Origin of the sequence: Streptomyces verrucosisporus (genome assembly GCF_017114865.1) — a bacterium.
Classification (GTDB): domain Bacteria; phylum Actinomycetota; class Actinomycetes; order Streptomycetales; family Streptomycetaceae; genus Streptomyces; species Streptomyces fenghuangensis.
Genome location: NZ_JADEYH010000006.1, coordinates 116,711 through 133,733 on the forward strand (window position 1 = coordinate 116,711; position 17,023 = coordinate 133,733).

Genomic DNA, 17,023 nt, shown 5'->3' on the forward strand with positions numbered 1-17,023 from the left:
CCGGGTTCCGGGCCGGGCTCCGCACCCGGATCAGCGCGGGGCGCGGGCGAGGAAGGTGTGGAGGATGCCGTACTCCCAGCCCGGCAGCGGCACCGTGCGGACGAGTTCGAAGCCCGCCGCCGTCAGCCGCTCCGCCAGTTCCGGCGCGGTGTCGAACTCCAGGACACTGCGCCACAGATGGCGGTACAGGTCCGCACCGCCCGGGCCGAGGGAGCCCGCGGGGATGATCACCGAGCGGCACACGGCCGTCCAGACCAGGCGGTGCCGCACCGCGCCGGACAGCGCGTACTCGTGGACGGCCAGCCGCCCGCCGGGGCGCAGCAGGCCCCGCAGCCCGGTCAGCACCTTGTCGGGGTCGGTCAGGTTGCGCACCAGATAGGCGGCGAACACCGCGTCGAACGGCCCGCTCACCCCCGCCCGCTCCAGTTCCTCGGCGGGCGTGTGGACGAAGGTGACGTTCCCGGGCCATTTCTTGGCCTCGGCCCGCTCCAGCATCCCGGCCGAGGCGTCCACCGCGGTGATCTCGGCGCGGGGTGCGACGGCCAGCAGGGCCGCGGTGGAGGCGCCGGTCCCGCAGCCGAGGTCGAGTACGCGCAGGCCCTCGCCGCCGTTCGGCAGGGCCAGCCTGCGGGCGGAGCGGCGCAACTGCCGGTGGTAGCCGGGGTTCGCGCCGGTCAGGCGGTCGTAGGCGGTGGAGGCGCCGTCGAACGCCTCGGTCAGCGCGCCGTCCTGCAGGAGGGTCATCGTGTCCGTCCTTCCGCCCGTACGGGCCCGGGGTGTGCGGTGATGGCCGCACGCCTACCCGGCATGCGGCGCCGGGAACGCGCCGGGAGGAGTGCGGGAAGGATCGCCGGGGGCGCCGTCGGGGGGAGGGAGCGCGGATGAGCCGCCCGGGGACCACCGCGGGCCCGGTCGCGCACACGGGGGCGGACGCGGACGTGGTCGTGGTCGGCGCGGGAGCCGCGGGGCTGTCGCTGGTCCGCCACCTCCTCGACGTCTCCTCCCCCTCCGCTCTCTCGGTCGCGGTGGTGGAGCCGCCGCCTGGTCCTGTCCGCAGTCCCGAGCGCACCTGGTGCTTCTGGGAGGAGGAGGGGGCGGGAGCCGGAAGGCCCGGCGCCGGGCTCGGCGCGCCCGTCACCGCGTCCTGGCGGCGGCTGCTGGTGCGGGGTCCCGGTGGGGAGACCCTGGGCGGTGACAGCCCCCGGCGCTATCTGATGGTCCGCTCCGCGGACTTCATCCGTGCGATGGACGCCCGTCTGGCCGCCGTCGGCGCCGTCACCCGTGTCACCGGCACCGTCACCGCCGTCGGGGACGTGCCGCACGGCGCGCGGGTGAGCGGCACGGACGCCGATGGGCGGCCCTTCGCGCTCACCGGCCGCTGGGTGTTCGACTCGCGTCCGCCGCGGGTCCTGCCGCCCGCCCACACCACCTTGCTGCAGCACTTCCGGGGCTGGTTCGTGCGTACCGCCGAGGACCGCTTCGACCCGGGCACGGCGGAGCTGATGGACCTGCGCACCCCGCAGCCGCGGCGTGGGCTGTCCTTCGCCTACGTCCTGCCCCTCACCCCGCGCGAGGCCCTGGTGGAATACACCGAGTTCTCCCCCTCGCCCCTGAGCGTCCGGGAGTACGAGGCCGCGCTGCGGCACTACACCGAACGCGTCCGCCCGCTGGGCGAGTTCACCGTCACCGGAGCCGAGCAGGGTGTCATCCCCATGACCGACGGGCGCTTCGCGCGCCGGGCCGGGCGCTCGGTGTTCCGCATCGGCACGGCGGGCGGCGCCACCCGTCCCTCGACCGGCTACACCTTCGCCACCGTCCAGCGTCAGAGCGCACAGGTGGCCGCGGCACTCGCGGCCGGGCGCGCCCCTGTGCCGCCCCGGCCGCACGCCCGCCGCCATCTGGCCATGGACGCCGCGCTGCTGCGCGCCCTGGCCACCGGCCGGGTGGACGGCGCGGACTTCTTCGCCCGCCTCTTCCGCCGCAACCGGCTGGACAGCGTGCTGCGCTTCCTCGACGGCCGATCCGCGTTCCACGAGGAGGTCGCGATCGGTCTGCGCTCCCCCATATGGCCGATGGCGCGCTCCCTGGCCGAACTTCCCCTCCTGCCGCGCCGGCCGTCCGCCGCCGTGCCGCGGCCCGGTGATCCCCACCAGCGAAAGGCCTGCTGATGACAGACCCGAGAATTCCGTTCCCGTACCCGCTCGCGGGCCAGGGCCGCACCCGGCTCGCCCGCGACCGCTACGCCGTGCACCGGCCGGCGCCCGCCGGGGCGGCCCGCGTCGGCGACCGCGAGGTGCGTGCCGCGGTGGTGGGCGGCGGCATCGCCGGGCTCACCGCCGCCACCGCGCTGGCCGAACGCGGTGTGGCCGTGGACCTGCTGGAACGCGGGGAGGTGCTGGGCGGGCGCGTCGGGGGCTGGTCCACGAAGCTGGCCGACGGCACGTCCGTCACCATGAGCCGCGGCTTCCACGCCTTCTTCCGGCAGTACTACAACCTGCGCAATCTGCTGCGGCGTATCGACCCGGCCCTGTCGATGCTCACCCCGCTGCCGGACTATCCGCTGTGGCACAGCGGCGGAGCGCGGGACAGCTTCGCGCGGGTGCCCCGCACCCCGCCGTGGAGCGTGCTGGGCTTCACCGCCCTCAGCCCGACCTTCACCCCCGCGGGACTGGCGGGCATGAACCCCCGTGCGGCGCTGTCCCTGCTCGACGTGCGGGTGCCGGAGGTCCACGAGCGGCTGGACGGCGTGAGCGCCGCGGAGTTCCTGGACTCCGTCAACTTCCCCGAACCCGCCCGGCACCTGGCCTTCGAGGTGTTCTCCCGCAGTTTCTTCGCCGATCCGCGCCGGTTGTCGGCGGCCGAACTGGTGCTGATGTTCCACATCTACTTCCTGGGCTCGGCCGAGGGGCTGCTCTTCGACGTCCCTGACGGCCCCTTCCCCGCCGTTTTGTGGGATCCGCTGGCCGCCCGGCTGGAGCGGCTGGGGGCGCGGGTGCGCACCGGCACCGCCGTGGAACTGGTGCGACCCGAGCGGGACGGCTTCACCGTGGTGACGGCCGGGGGCCGGGGACCGGGGGCGGAGCGGGGCGAGCGTTACGACGCGGTCGTCCTGGCCGTGGACGGCGCGGGCCTGCGCGCCCTGGTCGACAACTCCCCGCAGCTGGGCGGTCCCGGCTGGCGGGCGTCGGTCGGGCGGCTGCGCGAGGCCCCGCCCTTCCTGGTCTCCCGATACTGGCTGGGCCGGCCCGTGGCCGCCGACCGGCCGGGTTTCCTGGGCACCAGCGGCTACGGCCCACTGGACAACGTCAGCGTCCTGAACCGGTGGGAGGGCGAGGCCGCCCGCTGGGCCGCTCGGACGGGCGGCAGCGTGGTGGAGCTGCACGCCTACGCCGTCGATCCCGGCGCGGACCGGGCAGCCGTCCAGCGGGCTGCCCTGGCCGAGCTGGCCCGCGTCTACCCGGAGACGGCCGATGCCCCGGTCGTCGACGAGCGGCACGAGTGGCGGCAGGACTGCCCGCTGTTCGCCACCGGCACCTGGCGGGACCGGCCGGGGGTGCGCACCGGCCACCCCCGGCTGGTGCTCGCCGGTGACCTGGTGCGCACCACGCTGCCGGTGGCGCTGATGGAGCGGGCGGCCACCACCGGTTTCGAGGCCGCCAACGCGCTGCTGGCCACCTGGGGGGTGCGCGGTCATCCGCTGCTGACGGTGCCGCGCCGGGGCCGCTCGGCGCCGCTGCGGCTGCTGGCCTCGGCACTCGGCGGCTGAGAGGCAGCCCCGGCGGCCGAGGGGTGGTCAGAAGGCGGGAGCGGTCAGAAGACGGGGAACGGCAGGGCTCCGGCGGCGGCCGGCAGGGCGCGCTCGTGCTCCAGCAGCGTCCGCTTGCGCTCCACTCCCCCGCCGTAACCGGTCAGGGCGCCGTCGGCTCCGACGACACGGTGGCAGGGCACGATGACGCCGACCGGGTTCCTTCCGTTGGCGAGGCCGACGGCGCGGGAGGCCGTCGGCCTGCCGATGTGCCCGGCGAGCCGGCCGTAGGTCCAGGTCCGTCCGTGGGGGATCTCGCGCAGCGCGGCCCAGACACGTCGCTGGAACGGTGTTCCGTACAGCCTCAGCGGCAGGTCGAAGGTCTCGCGGCGCCCGGCGAAGTACTCCTCCAGCTGCCGGGCCGTCCCGGCGAGCGGCAGCCCGTCAGGCTCCGGCAGCCGCTCACCGAAGACCGACTCGTCGGGCCGGTACCGCTGGGCCTCCATGTAGAGGCCGATCAGATGCTCCTCCTCGGCGACCAGGGTGAGCGGGCCGCAGGGGCTGTCGACGACGGTGTGCGCGCGCCTTCCGGGCGCCCGGGGCACTGCGGGCACGTGCTGGGTCTCCTCTCGGCCGCGGTCCGGACGGGACCGGTCCGCTCCGCACCAGCATGGCCCGCCGCCCGCCCCCGGACCGGCGGTTTCCGGACGCCTACCCCCGGGCGGGGCGGGGTGCGGTCGCCGCCGGGCACCGTCAGAGGGCACCGGGCCGCTGCTCCGGCTCCCCCGGCTGTCCCGGGGTCTCCTGCTCGGGCGGTGCGGTGAGGTACTCCAGGGTGCCGGTGATCTCCAGGAACCGTTCCAGGAAGGAAGGGCGGTTGTCGAGGTGGAGGCGGGTGCCGTGGACACCGGCGAGGCGGTGGATGAGCAGCAGTCCGGAAAGTCCCGTGGAGTCGCAGGTGCTCAGCGCGGCGAAGTCGAGGTGGAGGTCGTCCGGCGCCGGCCGGCCGCCGAGGTGCAGACGTACGGCCCCGACCAGTTCCTCGGTGGTCTCGTAGTCGAGGTCGCCGGTGACGCGGAGCCGGGCGGTACCGGGGCCGGTCTCGGCCGCGAGTGCGAAGGAGGGGCGGTGCATGGGTGTCATTCGGGCTTTCCGTGGCCGGTGGTGTCGGAGGTGGGGGCAGGGGCGGGGGCGGTGCACGCGCCGAGGGCCCGGTGTGCCTGTTCCAGCAGGCGGGTCGCGCGGGGGAAGTCCTTCAACCGACCGGCCAGCAGGTCCAGCGCGGGGCGAAGGGAGTGGGCGGGGACCTTGCGGGCGGTGAGGATCTGCGCGGTCCAGGTGATGAAGCCGGTGAACAGCTCCTCGTCGTCGACGTAGAGGGCGGTGGACAGGAAGTCGACGATGTGGGCGATGTCCTCGGCGGTGTGCTGCCGCTGGCGTTCGGTGTACTCGCGCATGGCCGGGAACCGCTCCTCCAGCCCGGCCATGGTCTCCCCCACCAGCCGGGGGGCGGTGCGCGAGATCATCGTGTACTCCTGGTCGGCCAGGTGGGGCAGGTCGTCGACCGGGTGGTGCGCGGAACGCGGGCCGGGCAGCAGCGGCGCCTCCCCGCCCAGCCTGTCGGCGGCGGCGCGGGCGTCCGGGGCCCAGGCGTCGGCGCCCAGCAGGCGTGCGTAGCGTCCGTCGGGGCCGAAGGCCGCGCCGCCGGCCAGCACCGGGGTGCCGGCCGCCTGGCAGGCGGTGATCGCGGCGTGGGCGGTGGGCAGGCGGGTGGGAATGGAGGAGGACAGCGCGACGGCGCAGGGCCCCGTGCGGTGCAGGTGCGCTATCAGGTGCGGGACGGGGACCTGGGCGCCGAGGAAGTCGACCTGCCAGCCGCGCAGCGACAGCACCTCGGCGAGCAGCCGGGCGGGCAGGGCGTGCCACTCGCCGTCCACACAGGCGACCGTGACGCGGCCCGCACCGGCGCCGGGGCGGGCCGCGCCGCGCACCCGGTGGGCGAGTGCGGCGATGATCCGGTCGTTGATGGCGGTGGCGGCGTGCTCCTGCGCCACGGTGATGCGGTCGGCGGCCCACTCGGTGCCCACCTTCCGCTGGACGGGCGCGATGACGTCCAGCAGTACCGCCTCCGGTTCCGTGCCGGCGTCCAGCGCGGCGAAGACGGCCTCGGAGGCCGCGTACTCGTCGCCCTCGCGGACGGCGTCCCACAGTCTCTCCCGTGCCGCGCACGGATCGGCCGCGGAGTCCGCGGCGGTGGAGGCGTGGTCTGTGTGGATGGTCATGCCGTGTACCTGCCCCGGGTGTGGCCGTCCACCGCGCTGAGGTGCACGGTGCGCGGCGCGGTGATGGCGACGACGGCCATGTCGTCGTGGCTTCTTCCGGCGACCCACTGGCCGGCGAGCATCTGGACGCGTTCGACCACCGCCTCCGCCGGCATGGCCGCGCACTCTCCGAGCGCGTCCTTCAGCCGCCGCTCCCCGAACATCTCGCCGCCCAGGGGACCGCCGCGGGCCTCGGTGATGCCGTCGGTGTACAGCAGGCACGTCTCGCCCGGCGCGAGCTCGACCGTGGCCGTGCGCGCCCGGATCCTCGGCAGCACGCCGATCAGGGATCCGCGCGTGTCGGCCTCCTCCACCTTCCCGTCGGCGCGCACGATCAGCGGCGGAGGGTGGCCGGCGCTGGTCAGCCTGAGTCTGATGTGGTTCTCCACGCGGGCGGCGGAGGCCAGTACGAGGGTGGCGAAGCGGGTGTGGTGCGAGCTGACCAGCGCGCCGTTGAGCAGGCCGAGCATGCGCGGATGGTCGTCGGCCATCGGCAGCAGCGCGTGCAGCGTGTTGCGGATCTTCCCGGTCAGGACGGCCGCCTCCAGCCCCTTGCCGCACACGTCGCCCAGGACGATCAGGGACTCCTCGTCCGGCCCGGCCGCGGGGTGGAGGTCGTAGAAGTCGCCGCCGACCCACTCCTTGAGCTCCGAGGCGCGGTAGCCGCCGGCGAACTCGACTCCGTGCACCCGGCGCAGCTTCGGCGGGAACAGCTCACGCATCAGCGTTTCGGTGATGGCGGCCTGCTCGGCGTACAGGCGGGCGGCCGACAGCGCGGCTCCGGCCCGGGCGGCGAACAGCCTCGCGAAGATCTCCTCGCTCCGGCTGAACGCGGTGTGGCCGGTGCGGCGCAGCAGGACCAGGGCCCCGGCCGGTACGCCGTGGCCGGGCAGGGGTGTGACCACCACCGAGCCCGCCGGTCCGTCGAACCGGGGCGGCACGACCCAGTCGGGCAGCAGCGCGGGGTCGATCCAGCGCGAGGGCGCGGGCGGGAACCCCTGGAGCGCCTCGCTCAGGCCCGGCACCGTCTCCGGGTCCGCCTCGACCGTGCCGTGCACCGGGCCGTCGGGGGCGCTGTATGTGACCGGCAGTCTGCGTCCGGCCGCCGGGGCGATCAGCACGGCCGCGTCCGCCAGGTGCCGCACGGCCAGGCGCACGGTCGCCTCCATGCACCGCTCGACGTTCAGGGTGCCCGAGAGGGTCTCGGACACCTCCGCGAGAAAGGCGGTGCGTTCCCGCTCGCCGCGCAGGGCGTCCTCGGCCAGGCGCAGTTCGGTGTCGTCGAGCAGCCACCACACCACGACGCCGTTCCCGCCCCGGGCCGGATGCGCCCGCAGGATCCGCCCGCCGGCCTCGCCCCCGGGCGGCTCGCCCGGACCGGAGAGCGGGCTGGGGGAGGCGGTCAGGCGCCGGTGGGCGTCGGCCAGCCAGTGCGGCACCGCCTCCTCCAGCCGTGCGCCGGGCACCGCCTGCGGAAGCAGCCCGGTGGCGACCGTGTTGGCCCCCACCACCACGCCGGACGGATCCACCGCCACCACCGCGCAGGGCGCGTCGTCCCACGCGGCACCGGTTCCGGTGCCGCGCGGCCGGGCAGATGAGTCCTCGGAGATCGTCACAAGCGGGGGTCCGCGTACCGCGGGCCCCACCACCTTTCTGCTGGATGAACGCTGAACGGAACGCCGGGCAGGACGCCGAACAGAGAATTGCCCTCCGGCAACCTTCCCCCGGATGCCGCGATCAAGGCAACCGCGATGCCCGCAGGTGCTCCGTCTTTCCGGGCGGACCGGTCCGCCCGGAAAGACGGAGCACCTGCGGGAGAGCGCCTCGTGCACGTCTCCCGCCTGCCCCATGAGAACAATCGGCGAGGTGGGTTACGGGGGGAAAACGAGGATTTCGGAGGGATCGTGATAAACATCACCGCCCCGGCTCCGTCCCGCGTCCGCCTCGCCGCCGAAGCGGGGCCGGGGGGCGGCCACCCGCGAGTGCGCGCGTACGGCGCCACGCGAGGACGCCACGCCTGAATGAATAATGTCTCCTATGTCTTTTTCGCGGCGGTCCACGGAGAGCACGGAACTCAGCGGGCTGCCCCTGGAGGTGTTCGACCCGGCTCCGGTCGGGGTCCTGGTCTGCCGCGGGCCCCGGCACGTCCTGACCTACATGAACGCCGCCTACCGCGCGATCTTCGGGGACCGGCCGCTGGGAGCGCCGGTGCGGCGGGCGTTCGCCGATCTGGAGCAGCGCGGCTATCTCGATCTGCTCGATCCGGTGCTCCGCGACGGGGAACCGGTGAGGGTCTCCGCCGCGCCCGTCACCGTCCGCTGCGCCCACGGCGAGGTCGAGCGGCGGTACTTCTCGTTCAGCATCTCCAGGATCGCCCCGGCCGGGGAGGAGCCCGGGGTCCTCGTCGTCGCCGCCGAGGTGACCGCCGAGGTCACCGCGGCCGAGCACGCCCGAACGCTCGCCGAGGAACGGCGCCGGACGCTGCTGCGCTACGAGAACCTGGTGGCCACGAGCACCGAGAAGGTGTGGATGGCGGACCCCGGCGGGCTCCTCGTCGAGGGGAGCGACGGATGGGAGCGTGCGACGGGGCGCCCCTGGGAGGAGCTGCGCGGTACCGGATGGCTCGGCACCGCCCACCCCGACGACCGCGCGGCCCTGGCGAAGGCATGGTCCCGGGCCGTCAGGGAGGTGCCCGAGCGGTTCTAGCACACCTACCGGCTGCGGTACGCCGACGGGACCTACCGGCACTGCCTGCTGCGCGCCGTGCCGGTGCGCGACGGCGGGGGCGTGCTGGAGTGGATGGCCGCCTGTGTCGACATCGAGGAACAGTGGCGGCGGGAGCTGCGCGACTCCCTCCTCGGCCGTGCCGCCGCGGCGGTGACGGAGTCGGAGAACGCGCCGGACGCCTTCGCCGCCCTGAGCCGCGTGATCGTTCCCTCCCTGGCCGACGAGTGCGGCATCTACCTGCTGCCCGAGTCGGCCGGGCAGCCTCCCGGGGACGGCCGCCTGACCGTGGAGCGGGTCGCGGCCACCGCGCGCGAGGGGCTGCCCGCGGGCCTGCCCCCGCGACGCGAGGAGCGCGTCGGCCCCGGGCATCTGCTCGCCCGCGCCGTCCGCGAGCGGCGCGACGTCCACCGGTCCTTCGCCCCGGGCGCCGTACCGGCGGACGTCGCGCCGCCGGGGGTGCGGTCCTGGCTGTCCCGCACCGGGGCGCACAGCGGGGTGGCACTGCCGGTCCTGGTCGACGGGGCGGTGGCCGCCGTGGTGACCGCCTTCGTCTGCGGGGACCGCGCGCCGATCGGCCCGCAGCACCGGACCCTGATGCGGGAGGTGGTCGAGCAGGCCCATAACGCGCTCAGCCAGGCCCTGCGGCTCCAGCGCACCCAGCGGGTGGCGCGGGCGCTGCAGCGCAGTCTGCTCACCGAACCGCCCGGCCACCCGCACCTGCGGATCGCCGCGCGCTATCTGCCCAGCCCGGCCGCGGCCGACGTGGGCGGGGACTGGTACGACTCCTTCCCACTGCCCGGCGACGCCCTGGCCCTGGTCATCGGTGACGTCGCCGGGCACGATCTGGGAGCCGCCGTCACCATGGGCAGGATGCGCAACATGCTCCGCGCGCTCGCCGCCGACCACGGCCGGCGGCCGCCCGGCGAGGTCGTACGGCGGCTGGACGCGGCCGTCCAGGCCCTCGACCCGGACACGGGCACCACCACCTGTGTGATGGCCCGGGTGGAGCGCGGCCCGGAGGCACGGGCGGGGACGGGTGGCGGGAGCGCGAAGGGGCCGTGGCGGCTGACGTACACCACCGCCGGGCACCCCCCTCCCCTGCTGGTCTGCGGGGACGGCGGCGCCCGCTTTCTGGAGGGCGCCCGTGGCCCCCTGCTCGGCATCCTGCCGCCGGACACCCCCCGCGACAGCGCGTCCGAGGAACTGCCGCCCGGCTGCACCCTGCTGCTCTACACCGACGGACTGGTCGAGCGCCCCGGGGAGTCCCTCGACCGGGGGCTGGAGCGGCTGCGGCGCAACGCCGCGGCCCTCGCCCGCGAACCGGTCGGCGCCCTGTGCGACGGCCTGGTGGCCACCACCGCCGCCACCGGACGCGACGACATCGCCCTGATCGCCCTGCGCCTGCCCGCGCCCGTGCCCGCGCCCGGCCCCTGAACCGCCGCGAGCCCGGCGGCCGGCCGGGCACGGGCAGGCGTTCTTGGACACGGGCGGCGGGCCGTACGGGGCATCGATCACGGGCCGCCCCGGGGCCGCACGTCCCCGCCCCGGGGCGGCGGCCGAGGCCGTACGTCCCGGGCGGCGGGGCCTTTCGGCCCTGATCCCCGCCGGGCGCCCGAAAGCGCCGCCCACCGCTGCTAGACAGGTCGTGGCCGCACGCCGGCGGCCGACGAACCCCGTGCCCCCTCCTCCTAGGAGCGTCATGCTTTCCGCCGAATCGGCCGCGGTGATCCGTGCCACCCTGCCCGCCGTTGGCGGGGCGCTGGACGAGATCACCACCCGCTTCTACGCGACCATGTTCGCCGACCGCCCCGAGCTGCTCGACGGCATGTTCAACCGCGGCAACCAGGCCAGTGGCGCGCAGCGGCAGGCCCTGGCGGGTTCCATCGCCGCCTTCGCCGGAGCCCTGGTCACCGACCCCGGCACGCGGCCCGACACGCTGCTGGCCCGCATCGCCCACAAGCACGCCGCCGTCGGCGTCACCGAGGACCAGTACACGATCGTGCACAAGTACCTCTTCGCCGCCATAGCCGACGTGCTCGGCGACGCGGTCACCCCCGAGGTGGCGGCGGCCTGGGACGAGGTGTACTGGCTGATGGCAGGGGCCCTGATCGCCCAGGAGGCCCGCCTCTACCTCATGGCGCAGGTCAGGCCCGGGCACCCCTGGCGGCAGTGGACGGTCGTCGAGCGGCGCGAGGAGACCCCCGACACGGTGTCCTTCATGCTGCGTCCCTCCGACGGGGCGCCCGCGCCGGCCGCCCGTGCGGGCCAGTACGTGAGCGTGCGGGTGCGGATGCCCGACGGCGTCCACCAGCTGCGCCAGTACAGCCTCTCCTCCGCCCCCGGGGACCGGACGCGCCGGATCACCGTCAAACGGGTCCACGGCGACGGCGCCCCGGAGGGCGAGGTCTCCGGCCTGCTGCACCGCACCGTGCGGGCGGGCGACGAACTGACCCTGTCCGCCCCCTTCGGGGACGTGGTGCTGGACCGGTCCGACCGGCCGCTGATGCTGGTCTCCGCCGGAATCGGCTGCACCCCCATGGTCGGCATGCTCGAACACCTCGCCGTCACCGGCTCCACCCGCCCGGTGACGGTGCTGCACGCCGACCGCTCCCCCGGCGACCACGCGCTGCGCGCCGACACCGGACGGCTGGTCGAGCGGCTGCCGGGAGCCCGCTCGGTTTTCTGGTACGAGCGGCCCGGCACCGAGGAGCCCTACGCCCGCCGGGGCGCGATGGACCTCGACGAGCTGGAGGTGGACACCAACGCGAGCGTGTACCTGTGCGGTCCGCTGCCCTTCATGCGCTCCGTGCGCGAGCAGTTGCTGCGCGCGGGGGTGCCGGCCCGGGAGATCCGGTACGAGGTCTTCGGGCCCGACCTGTGGCTGGCCGACGCGGCGGCCTGAGACCGCCGCCCCTCCCCGGGGGCGGTCACGGGTGGACGTACGGCCCGCCGGTGCGACCGGCGGGCCGTACGCGCGTGCACTCCCGCGCCCGCGCACGGGGCCGGAGGCGACGGGTGCCGGCGGGGCGGGAACATCCCGGGCCCGGACAGCGCTACCCACTGTGCCCCTGCGTTATGAGCGGTATGAGATGGAAGGTGTGGGAACAGTGGCTGAGACAGGACGGGCGCTTCCCCGGCCGGCCGGTGAGACGCCGATGGTCACCTCCTGCGACCGGCGGATCGCCGTGAAGTGTCTGCGGCTGCCGACCGCGGACCGGCCGATCAGCCGGATCACCCTGGATCTCGGCCCGGACCGCGACAGCACGCCGGGCACCTGGGCCGCGCTCACCACCGAGGAGGCGCGCGAGCTGGCCCGGCGGCTGCTGGCCCAGGCCGCCCTCGCCGACGCCGACGCCGAGACCCTCCGGGCCTCGGCGGCTCCCGGCTCGCCGGTGCGTTCCGGCTCCTTGCCGTCCGCGCCGCCCTCCCCGCCTGCACCCGGCTCGCCCGCGGTCTGACCCGGACCCGGGCAGGACGAGGCGGCCCGGGCGACTCCATCCGCGGCTACCTGGGCCAGCCCGCGTTCCGCGACACCGTCAAGCAGCTCGGCGGCAACATCGCCCTGGGGGTGCCGTTCGGGGTGCTGCTGCCGGTGGCCTGGCCGCGTGCCCGCGGGCTGCTGCGGGTGGTCCTGCTGACCATGGCGGTGATGGTGGCGGTGGAACTGGTGCAGGGGGCCGTCGTGCCGGGCCGGGCGTTCGACATCGACGACGTCATCCTCAACACCACCGGCGCGCTGCTGGGTTACCTGCTGCTCGGCCGCCGCGTCGGCCGCGCCGTCCATCCGCCCCGCCGCCGCTGGTGGCAGCGGGGCGCGAGGCGGGAACGCCCCGCCGCCACCGGGCCGGGGAAGGCGTGAGACGCGGGCGCCGCGGCACCGGCCTGGCCGGTGCCGCGGCGCCTTCGCTCCTCCCTCACCGCCCGTCCGGCGGGAGGTCCGGTCTCACCAGATGGCCTCGACCCACTCGGGGCGGTCGATGAACGGGTTCCGGTTGTGCTGGTACTCGTCGTGGATGACCTCGTTGCGGTTGCGCTCGAATGAGTCGGGCGGGTCCTGTCGGTGCCACTGCTTCAGGACGCTGATACGCCCGTGGTAGGGCGCCGAGCCGTTGCCCACCCGGTCGTTGGGCTCCAGGTCGGCGAAGCCGTCCTCGCCCTCGTAGCGCACGGCCATGTAGAGGATCATGCGGGCCACGTCGCCCTTGACCGCGTCGCGGGGCTCGAAGCTGTCGCCGTCGGTGTAGTTGCCGGGCGCCCCGGAGACCGCGCTGCCGCCGTCGTCGAAGTCCTTGTTCCCCCGGATGCTGTTGACCCGTACGTCCGTGGGGCGCAGATGGTGCAGGTCGGTGCCGGGTCCGGTCCTGGTGCCGAAGTCGCCGTGGGACTTGGCCCACACGTGCTCGCGGTTCCAGTCGCCCAGGTTGCCGCCGTGCTCGGACTTCGCCTGGGAGCGGCCGCTGTACAGCAGGATCACGTTGTCCGGGTCGGAGGGGTCCTCGTCGGTGTCTCCCAGCGCGTCCCAGACCTGGCTGTAGGAGAGCCTGGTCTGCTCGCTGATGATGTCGTTGAGCGCCGCCTTCAGCGCGGCTCCGGTCTTCCCCTCGGCGGGCGCGTAGTAGGTGTCCGCCGAGGAGGCCGGGAGCGCGGCGGACGGAGCGGGGGCGGCCGAGACGGAGGCGGGGACGGCCACGGCCAGCAGGGCGGCCGCGGCCAGGGCTATGCCTCCGGCCGCGGACCCACGGGAGCGGGACATGCGGGGATGTCCTTTCGGTAAGCCCCGGTTCAGGGACTGCCAACGGTTGTTCGATATGCGGAGCTTCCCATATGGACATGTCCCTGCCAACAGCACAGTGGGAAGATCCCGTGACCGTCACGGGAACACCGGCCCACCGACCCCGGTTCCGTGCGCCCGGACGGGCGGGAGGGCCTCTCCGGGCGCACGGGCGGGGGACGGGTGGGGCGGGTCACCCCGGGGAGCGGATCACTTCAGATAGGGGCCGTCCGCCCCGATCTTCCCGGTGCCGTTCAGGACGTAGACGCGCAGATTGCCCTTGCCCGGGGCGTCCACGGCCAGCCTGCCGCCGGTGACCTGCCTGCTCTCCCCGGTGACGGCGTCGGTGTAGGTGCCGTTGGGGATGCCGGTGTAGGTGGCGCCGTGGGTGACGGTGATCAGCGCGAAGCTGTCCGTGGAGCCGCTGGTGTACCGGCGCTTGAACGCCATCTCACCGCTGACCCCCTCGGTGGAGTACTGGCCCATTTGCAGGGCCGGCACCGCGCGCCGGATCCGGTTGAGCCGCTGCACATGTCTGACCAGCGGCTCGTCCAGGGTCTCGGCGACCGCTCCGGTCGCCGAGGCCACCTCGGAGAAGTCCGAGGCCGTGACGCTTCCGGCGAGGTGGTCGCCGAAGTAGGCGCGGCCGGTGCTGTCCAGCGGGCAGGTGGGCCCGCAGTCGATCTTCGCACCTTTGCGGAACTCGATCTCCGAGCCGTAGTACAGGGTGGGGATGCCGCGGAAGGTCCACATCAGCGACATGTTCTCCGCCCAGGCGTCGGTGCCGCCGGTGTAGCGGTCACCGCTCTTGTTGGGCCCGTAGTCGTGGCTGTCGACGTAGACGACGTTGTAGGTGGCGTCGTTGTAGCTGTCGTCGGAGTCCTTGCCGTTGTGGAAGGCGTTCCGGGCGTCGCCGAAGTTCATGTGCATGCGCATGTCGATGACGTTCATGCCCGAGAACCGGCTGTGGTCGGGGGCGTGGTAGTCGTTGCCGTGCAGGAAGGCGTTGTCCGAGGCGGGCTGGCCGGCCGGACCCTGCGCCTGCTCCCACTGGTACATCTCCAGCGCCGCCTCGGTGTCGTCGGCGCTGTACTCCTTGCGCTCCTTCCAGGTGTAGAACTGCGCCGAGTGGTTGACCGATCCGCGGTTCCACTTGTCGTTGACGAAGGCCGCGACCTCGCCGAAGACGAAGAAGTTCTTCGCCGCCTCCGCGCCGAACCGCTGTGTGACGCGCTCCTGGATGGCCGGCAGGAAACGGCGGTTCCAGGTGGTGCGCGGTATGTGGACCGCGGTGTCGACGCGGAAGCCGTCCACGCCCATGTCGATGTACTTGTTGTAGGCGCCGATCAGATGGTTCTGCACGGCCGCGCTCTCGGTGTCGAAGTCGGCCAGGTCCTCGTGGATCCAGCAGGAGCGGGAGTCCTCGCCCTCCCAGTTGCCGATCCAGCAGTCGTGGTACAGGGCCCGGGGGAACATGCCGGAGGTGGGGCTGGGCCACTGGCAGTTGTAGATCGTGTACCCCTCCGGACTCCTGGCGCCGGTGGGCTCGCCCCAGTTCAGGCAGGTGTTGCCGGCCGGCTCCGCCGTCGACCACAGGTCCCCGTTGTAGTGGGCCTTGCCGGACTTCGGGTCCACCGTCAGGCCGTCGTACTCGAAGCCCTCGTTCGGCTCGTCGTAGTACCAGCTCCACTCGTCGTCGCGCACCCCGTGGACGGTCGGGGTGAACAGGCCCTTGGCGCCCCAGCGGGAGGAGTGGTTGTAGACCACGTCCTGGTAGATCTTCATGCCCTTGGCGTGGGCGGCGTTGATCAGGTCCTGGTAGGAGGCGCCGGCGGACTCCAGGCGGGGGTCCACCCGGTAGAAGTCCCAGCCGTGGTAGCCGTGGTAGTCGTAGTCGGAGCGGTTGAGGACCACGGGGGTGATCCACACGGCGGAGAAGCCGAGCCCCTTGATGTAGTCGAGCCGGTCGATCAGTCCCTTGAAGTCGCCGCGGAACATGGGGTCGTCGTTGGCGGCGTTGCCGGACCTCTCGTGCTGGTTCCCGCCGCGGTTGTTGGAGGAGTCGCCGTCGTTGAAGCGGGCGGTGAGGACGAAGTAGATCGGGTCCTTGCGCGGGTCGGTGCCCAGCGGCCTGCCCTGGGCGGGCGCGGGCGGCTCCTCACCGGTGGTGGCCCCGGCCTCGGCGGAGGGGGCCGAGAGGTTGCCCGCCGCGTCCACGGCCCTGACGGTGTACACGTAGGCGGTCCTCTCCTCCAGACCCGTGTCGGAGAAGACGGTGGAGCCGACGTCGGTGACGACCGTGCCCTTGGTCCCGCCGGTGCGGGTCACCTGGTAGCCGGTGACCCCCCGGTCGTCGGTGGACGGTTCCCAGGAGACCACGACCGAGGTGCCGTCGGCGCTCGCGGTCACCCCCTCGGGCGCGGTGGGGGCCTGTGTGTCGGGCTCCTCGTCGGCGCACGGGTCGTCGGCGTCCTGGGTGACGGTCCGGTTCTCGACGGTGGCGATTCCGGCGGCGATGGTGTAGTCGGTTCCGTTGTTGTTGTCCCAGACCCCGTTGCCGTTGTTGAAGGCGGCCTTCATCGAATCGGCGCCGCCCAGGTCCGCGGTGTGCTTCCACCAGCCGGCGCAGGCGGCCTCCATGCCGGCGCCGGGCGGTTCGGTCCACGCGCCGCCGTCCGGCCGGTAGTGGATGTTGGCGGTGGACCAGCCCAGGGCGGCCGTCGAGTAGTAGACCGTGACGGCGCTCCCCTCGCCGTCCCCCTCCCCCGGGTCCGGTTCGGTGCCCGCGCAGGGGTCGGAGTGGGCGACCGCGCCGTCCCTGACGGTGATGTTCCCGGTGCCCAGGTCGTAGTTCTGCCCGCCGTTGTTGTCCCAGGTCCCCGAGCCGTCGTTGAAGGTGGCCTGCAGTCCGGAGGCGCTGCCCAGGTCGACGGTCCTCTTCACCCAGCCCGTGCAGGCCGCCTCCATCGCCTCTCCCGGCACGGCCGTCCACTGCCCGCCGTCCGGCGCCCAGTGCAGGTTGTACTCGGACCAGTTCCTGGTCCCGGTGTGGTAGAAGACCGTCGCGGTGTTCCCGGCCTCCGCCGCGACGGGCACGGTCTCGGAGGCGGCCCCGCCCGGCGGTGCCACCGCCGGCAGGGCCAGCAGGCCGCTCGCCACGACGACCGCGACGGCAGCCGCCGACGAGCGCCGTGGTGGCGGAGATGTACTGATCTTCATGCGCGTCTCCAGGGCAGGGCCGCGGCTGCCGGAGCCGCGGCGTTCGTCGGCTGTGCGGATACGGCGTATCCGCACAGCCCCCGTGGGGACCGGATCCTGACGCGCCTCGGGAACCGGCCGGGCAGTGCGGTGAAACGGTGGAGCGGCAGGCCTGAAACAACTGCCGGAATATTTACGCAAGTTGTTGCGGTGCCAAGAATTTATCCGTGCATGACACTCACGTAAAGGGCCTCGCGGTCC

Annotated in this window: 14 protein-coding genes; 7 read left to right on the forward strand and 7 right to left on the reverse strand. The window is 74.0% G+C overall.

The genetic code is table 11. The annotated features are described in order from the left end of the window. Positions 1-30: 30 nt before the first annotated feature. Complete coding sequence (locus IQ279_RS10020) at positions 31-744, reverse strand: class I SAM-dependent methyltransferase (protein WP_206348022.1); 714 nt, start codon at positions 742-744, stop codon at positions 31-33. A gap of 137 nt (positions 745-881) precedes the next feature. On the opposite strand from IQ279_RS10020, the gene IQ279_RS10025 reads away from it, so the two are divergent. Beyond that, a complete protein-coding gene (locus tag IQ279_RS10025; protein ID WP_206348023.1) occupies positions 882-2,168 on the forward strand; it encodes a lycopene cyclase family protein in 1,287 nt (428 codons plus the stop codon). Next, complete coding sequence (locus IQ279_RS10030; RefSeq protein WP_206348024.1) at positions 2,168-3,766, forward strand: FAD-dependent oxidoreductase; 1,599 nt, start codon at positions 2,168-2,170, stop codon at positions 3,764-3,766. The genes IQ279_RS10025 and IQ279_RS10030 overlap by 1 nt, the downstream gene beginning before the upstream one ends. A 44-nt stretch (positions 3,767-3,810) precedes the next feature. Here IQ279_RS10030 and IQ279_RS10035 read toward each other — a convergent pair whose 3' ends face one another. From IQ279_RS10035 to IQ279_RS10050, 4 genes are all read right to left on the reverse strand, one after another. After that, on the reverse strand, positions 3,811-4,359 hold the full coding sequence (locus IQ279_RS10035) for a methylated-DNA--[protein]-cysteine S-methyltransferase (protein WP_307792287.1): 549 nt from the start codon (positions 4,357-4,359) through the stop codon (positions 3,811-3,813). A 139-nt stretch (positions 4,360-4,498) separates the two neighbouring features. Next, entirely contained in the window at positions 4,499-4,888 is a 390-nt protein-coding gene (locus IQ279_RS10040) for an STAS domain-containing protein (protein WP_206348025.1), read from the reverse strand. Beyond that, complete coding sequence (locus IQ279_RS10045; protein WP_206348026.1) at positions 4,885-6,027, reverse strand: cobalamin B12-binding domain-containing protein; 1,143 nt, start codon at positions 6,025-6,027, stop codon at positions 4,885-4,887. The genes IQ279_RS10040 and IQ279_RS10045 overlap by 4 nt, the downstream gene beginning before the upstream one ends. Further along, on the reverse strand, positions 6,024-7,682 hold the full coding sequence (locus IQ279_RS10050; RefSeq protein WP_372445113.1) for a PP2C family protein-serine/threonine phosphatase: 1,659 nt from the start codon (positions 7,680-7,682) through the stop codon (positions 6,024-6,026). Before IQ279_RS10050 ends, IQ279_RS10045 begins: the two co-directional genes overlap by 4 nt. 421 nt (positions 7,683-8,103) lie before the next feature. Here IQ279_RS10050 and IQ279_RS27915 point away from each other — a divergent pair, with 421 nt between their 5' ends. The 5 genes from IQ279_RS27915 to IQ279_RS28790 all read left to right on the forward strand — a co-directional run bounded on the left by IQ279_RS27915 (position 8,104) and on the right by IQ279_RS28790 (position 12,652). After that, entirely contained in the window at positions 8,104-8,772 is a 669-nt protein-coding gene (locus tag IQ279_RS27915; protein ID WP_241027883.1) for a PAS domain-containing protein, read from the forward strand. Positions 8,773-8,829: 57 nt separating this feature from the next. Further along, positions 8,830-10,227 carry a PP2C family protein-serine/threonine phosphatase gene (locus IQ279_RS27920; protein WP_307792288.1) on the forward strand — a complete coding sequence of 466 codons (1,398 nt, stop codon included), beginning with the start codon at positions 8,830-8,832 and terminating at the stop codon, positions 10,225-10,227. 265 nt (positions 10,228-10,492) lie between these two features. Beyond that, positions 10,493-11,695, forward strand: coding sequence for a globin domain-containing protein (locus IQ279_RS10060; protein ID WP_206348028.1), 1,203 nt, complete (start codon positions 10,493-10,495; stop codon positions 11,693-11,695). A gap of 205 nt (positions 11,696-11,900) precedes the next feature. Then, on the forward strand, positions 11,901-12,251 hold the full coding sequence (locus tag IQ279_RS28785; RefSeq protein ID WP_372445114.1) for a hypothetical protein: 351 nt from the start codon (positions 11,901-11,903) through the stop codon (positions 12,249-12,251). A 50-nt stretch (positions 12,252-12,301) separates the two neighbouring features. Further along, positions 12,302-12,652: a VanZ family protein gene (locus tag IQ279_RS28790; protein ID WP_505011409.1), complete on the forward strand. Its 351-nt coding sequence runs from the start codon at positions 12,302-12,304 to the stop codon at positions 12,650-12,652. Positions 12,653-12,736: 84 nt separating this feature from the next. Here IQ279_RS28790 and IQ279_RS10075 read toward each other — a convergent pair whose 3' ends face one another. Both IQ279_RS10075 and IQ279_RS10080 read right to left on the reverse strand, forming a co-directional pair. After that, the gene (locus IQ279_RS10075; RefSeq protein ID WP_206348029.1) at positions 12,737-13,546 is read right to left on the reverse strand and encodes an endonuclease I family protein; all 810 of its coding nucleotides are present in this window, start codon (positions 13,544-13,546) and stop codon (positions 12,737-12,739) included. Positions 13,547-13,774: 228 nt separating this feature from the next. After that, positions 13,775-16,783 (reverse strand): carbohydrate binding domain-containing protein, encoded by a 3,009-nt coding sequence (locus IQ279_RS10080; protein WP_206348030.1) that lies wholly within the window; start codon positions 16,781-16,783, stop codon positions 13,775-13,777. Positions 16,784-17,023 lie beyond the last annotated feature (240 nt).

Coding starts and splice junctions, on each gene's coding strand:
- IQ279_RS10020 (WP_206348022.1), bottom strand. CDS start 744: ATGACCCTCCTGCAGGACGGCGCGCTGACCGAGGCGTTCGACGGCGCC.
- IQ279_RS10025 (WP_206348023.1), top strand. CDS start 882: ATGAGCCGCCCGGGGACCACCGCGGGCCCGGTCGCGCACACGGGGGCG.
- IQ279_RS10030 (WP_206348024.1), top strand. CDS start 2,168: ATGACAGACCCGAGAATTCCGTTCCCGTACCCGCTCGCGGGCCAGGGC.
- IQ279_RS10040 (WP_206348025.1), bottom strand. CDS start 4,888: ATGACACCCATGCACCGCCCCTCCTTCGCACTCGCGGCCGAGACCGGC.
- IQ279_RS10045 (WP_206348026.1), bottom strand. CDS start 6,027: ATGACCATCCACACAGACCACGCCTCCACCGCCGCGGACTCCGCGGCC.
- IQ279_RS27915 (WP_241027883.1), top strand. CDS start 8,104: ATGTCTTTTTCGCGGCGGTCCACGGAGAGCACGGAACTCAGCGGGCTG.
- IQ279_RS10060 (WP_206348028.1), top strand. CDS start 10,493: ATGCTTTCCGCCGAATCGGCCGCGGTGATCCGTGCCACCCTGCCCGCC.
- IQ279_RS10075 (WP_206348029.1), bottom strand. CDS start 13,546: ATGTCCCGCTCCCGTGGGTCCGCGGCCGGAGGCATAGCCCTGGCCGCG.
- IQ279_RS10080 (WP_206348030.1), bottom strand. CDS start 16,783: ATGAAGATCAGTACATCTCCGCCACCACGGCGCTCGTCGGCGGCTGCC.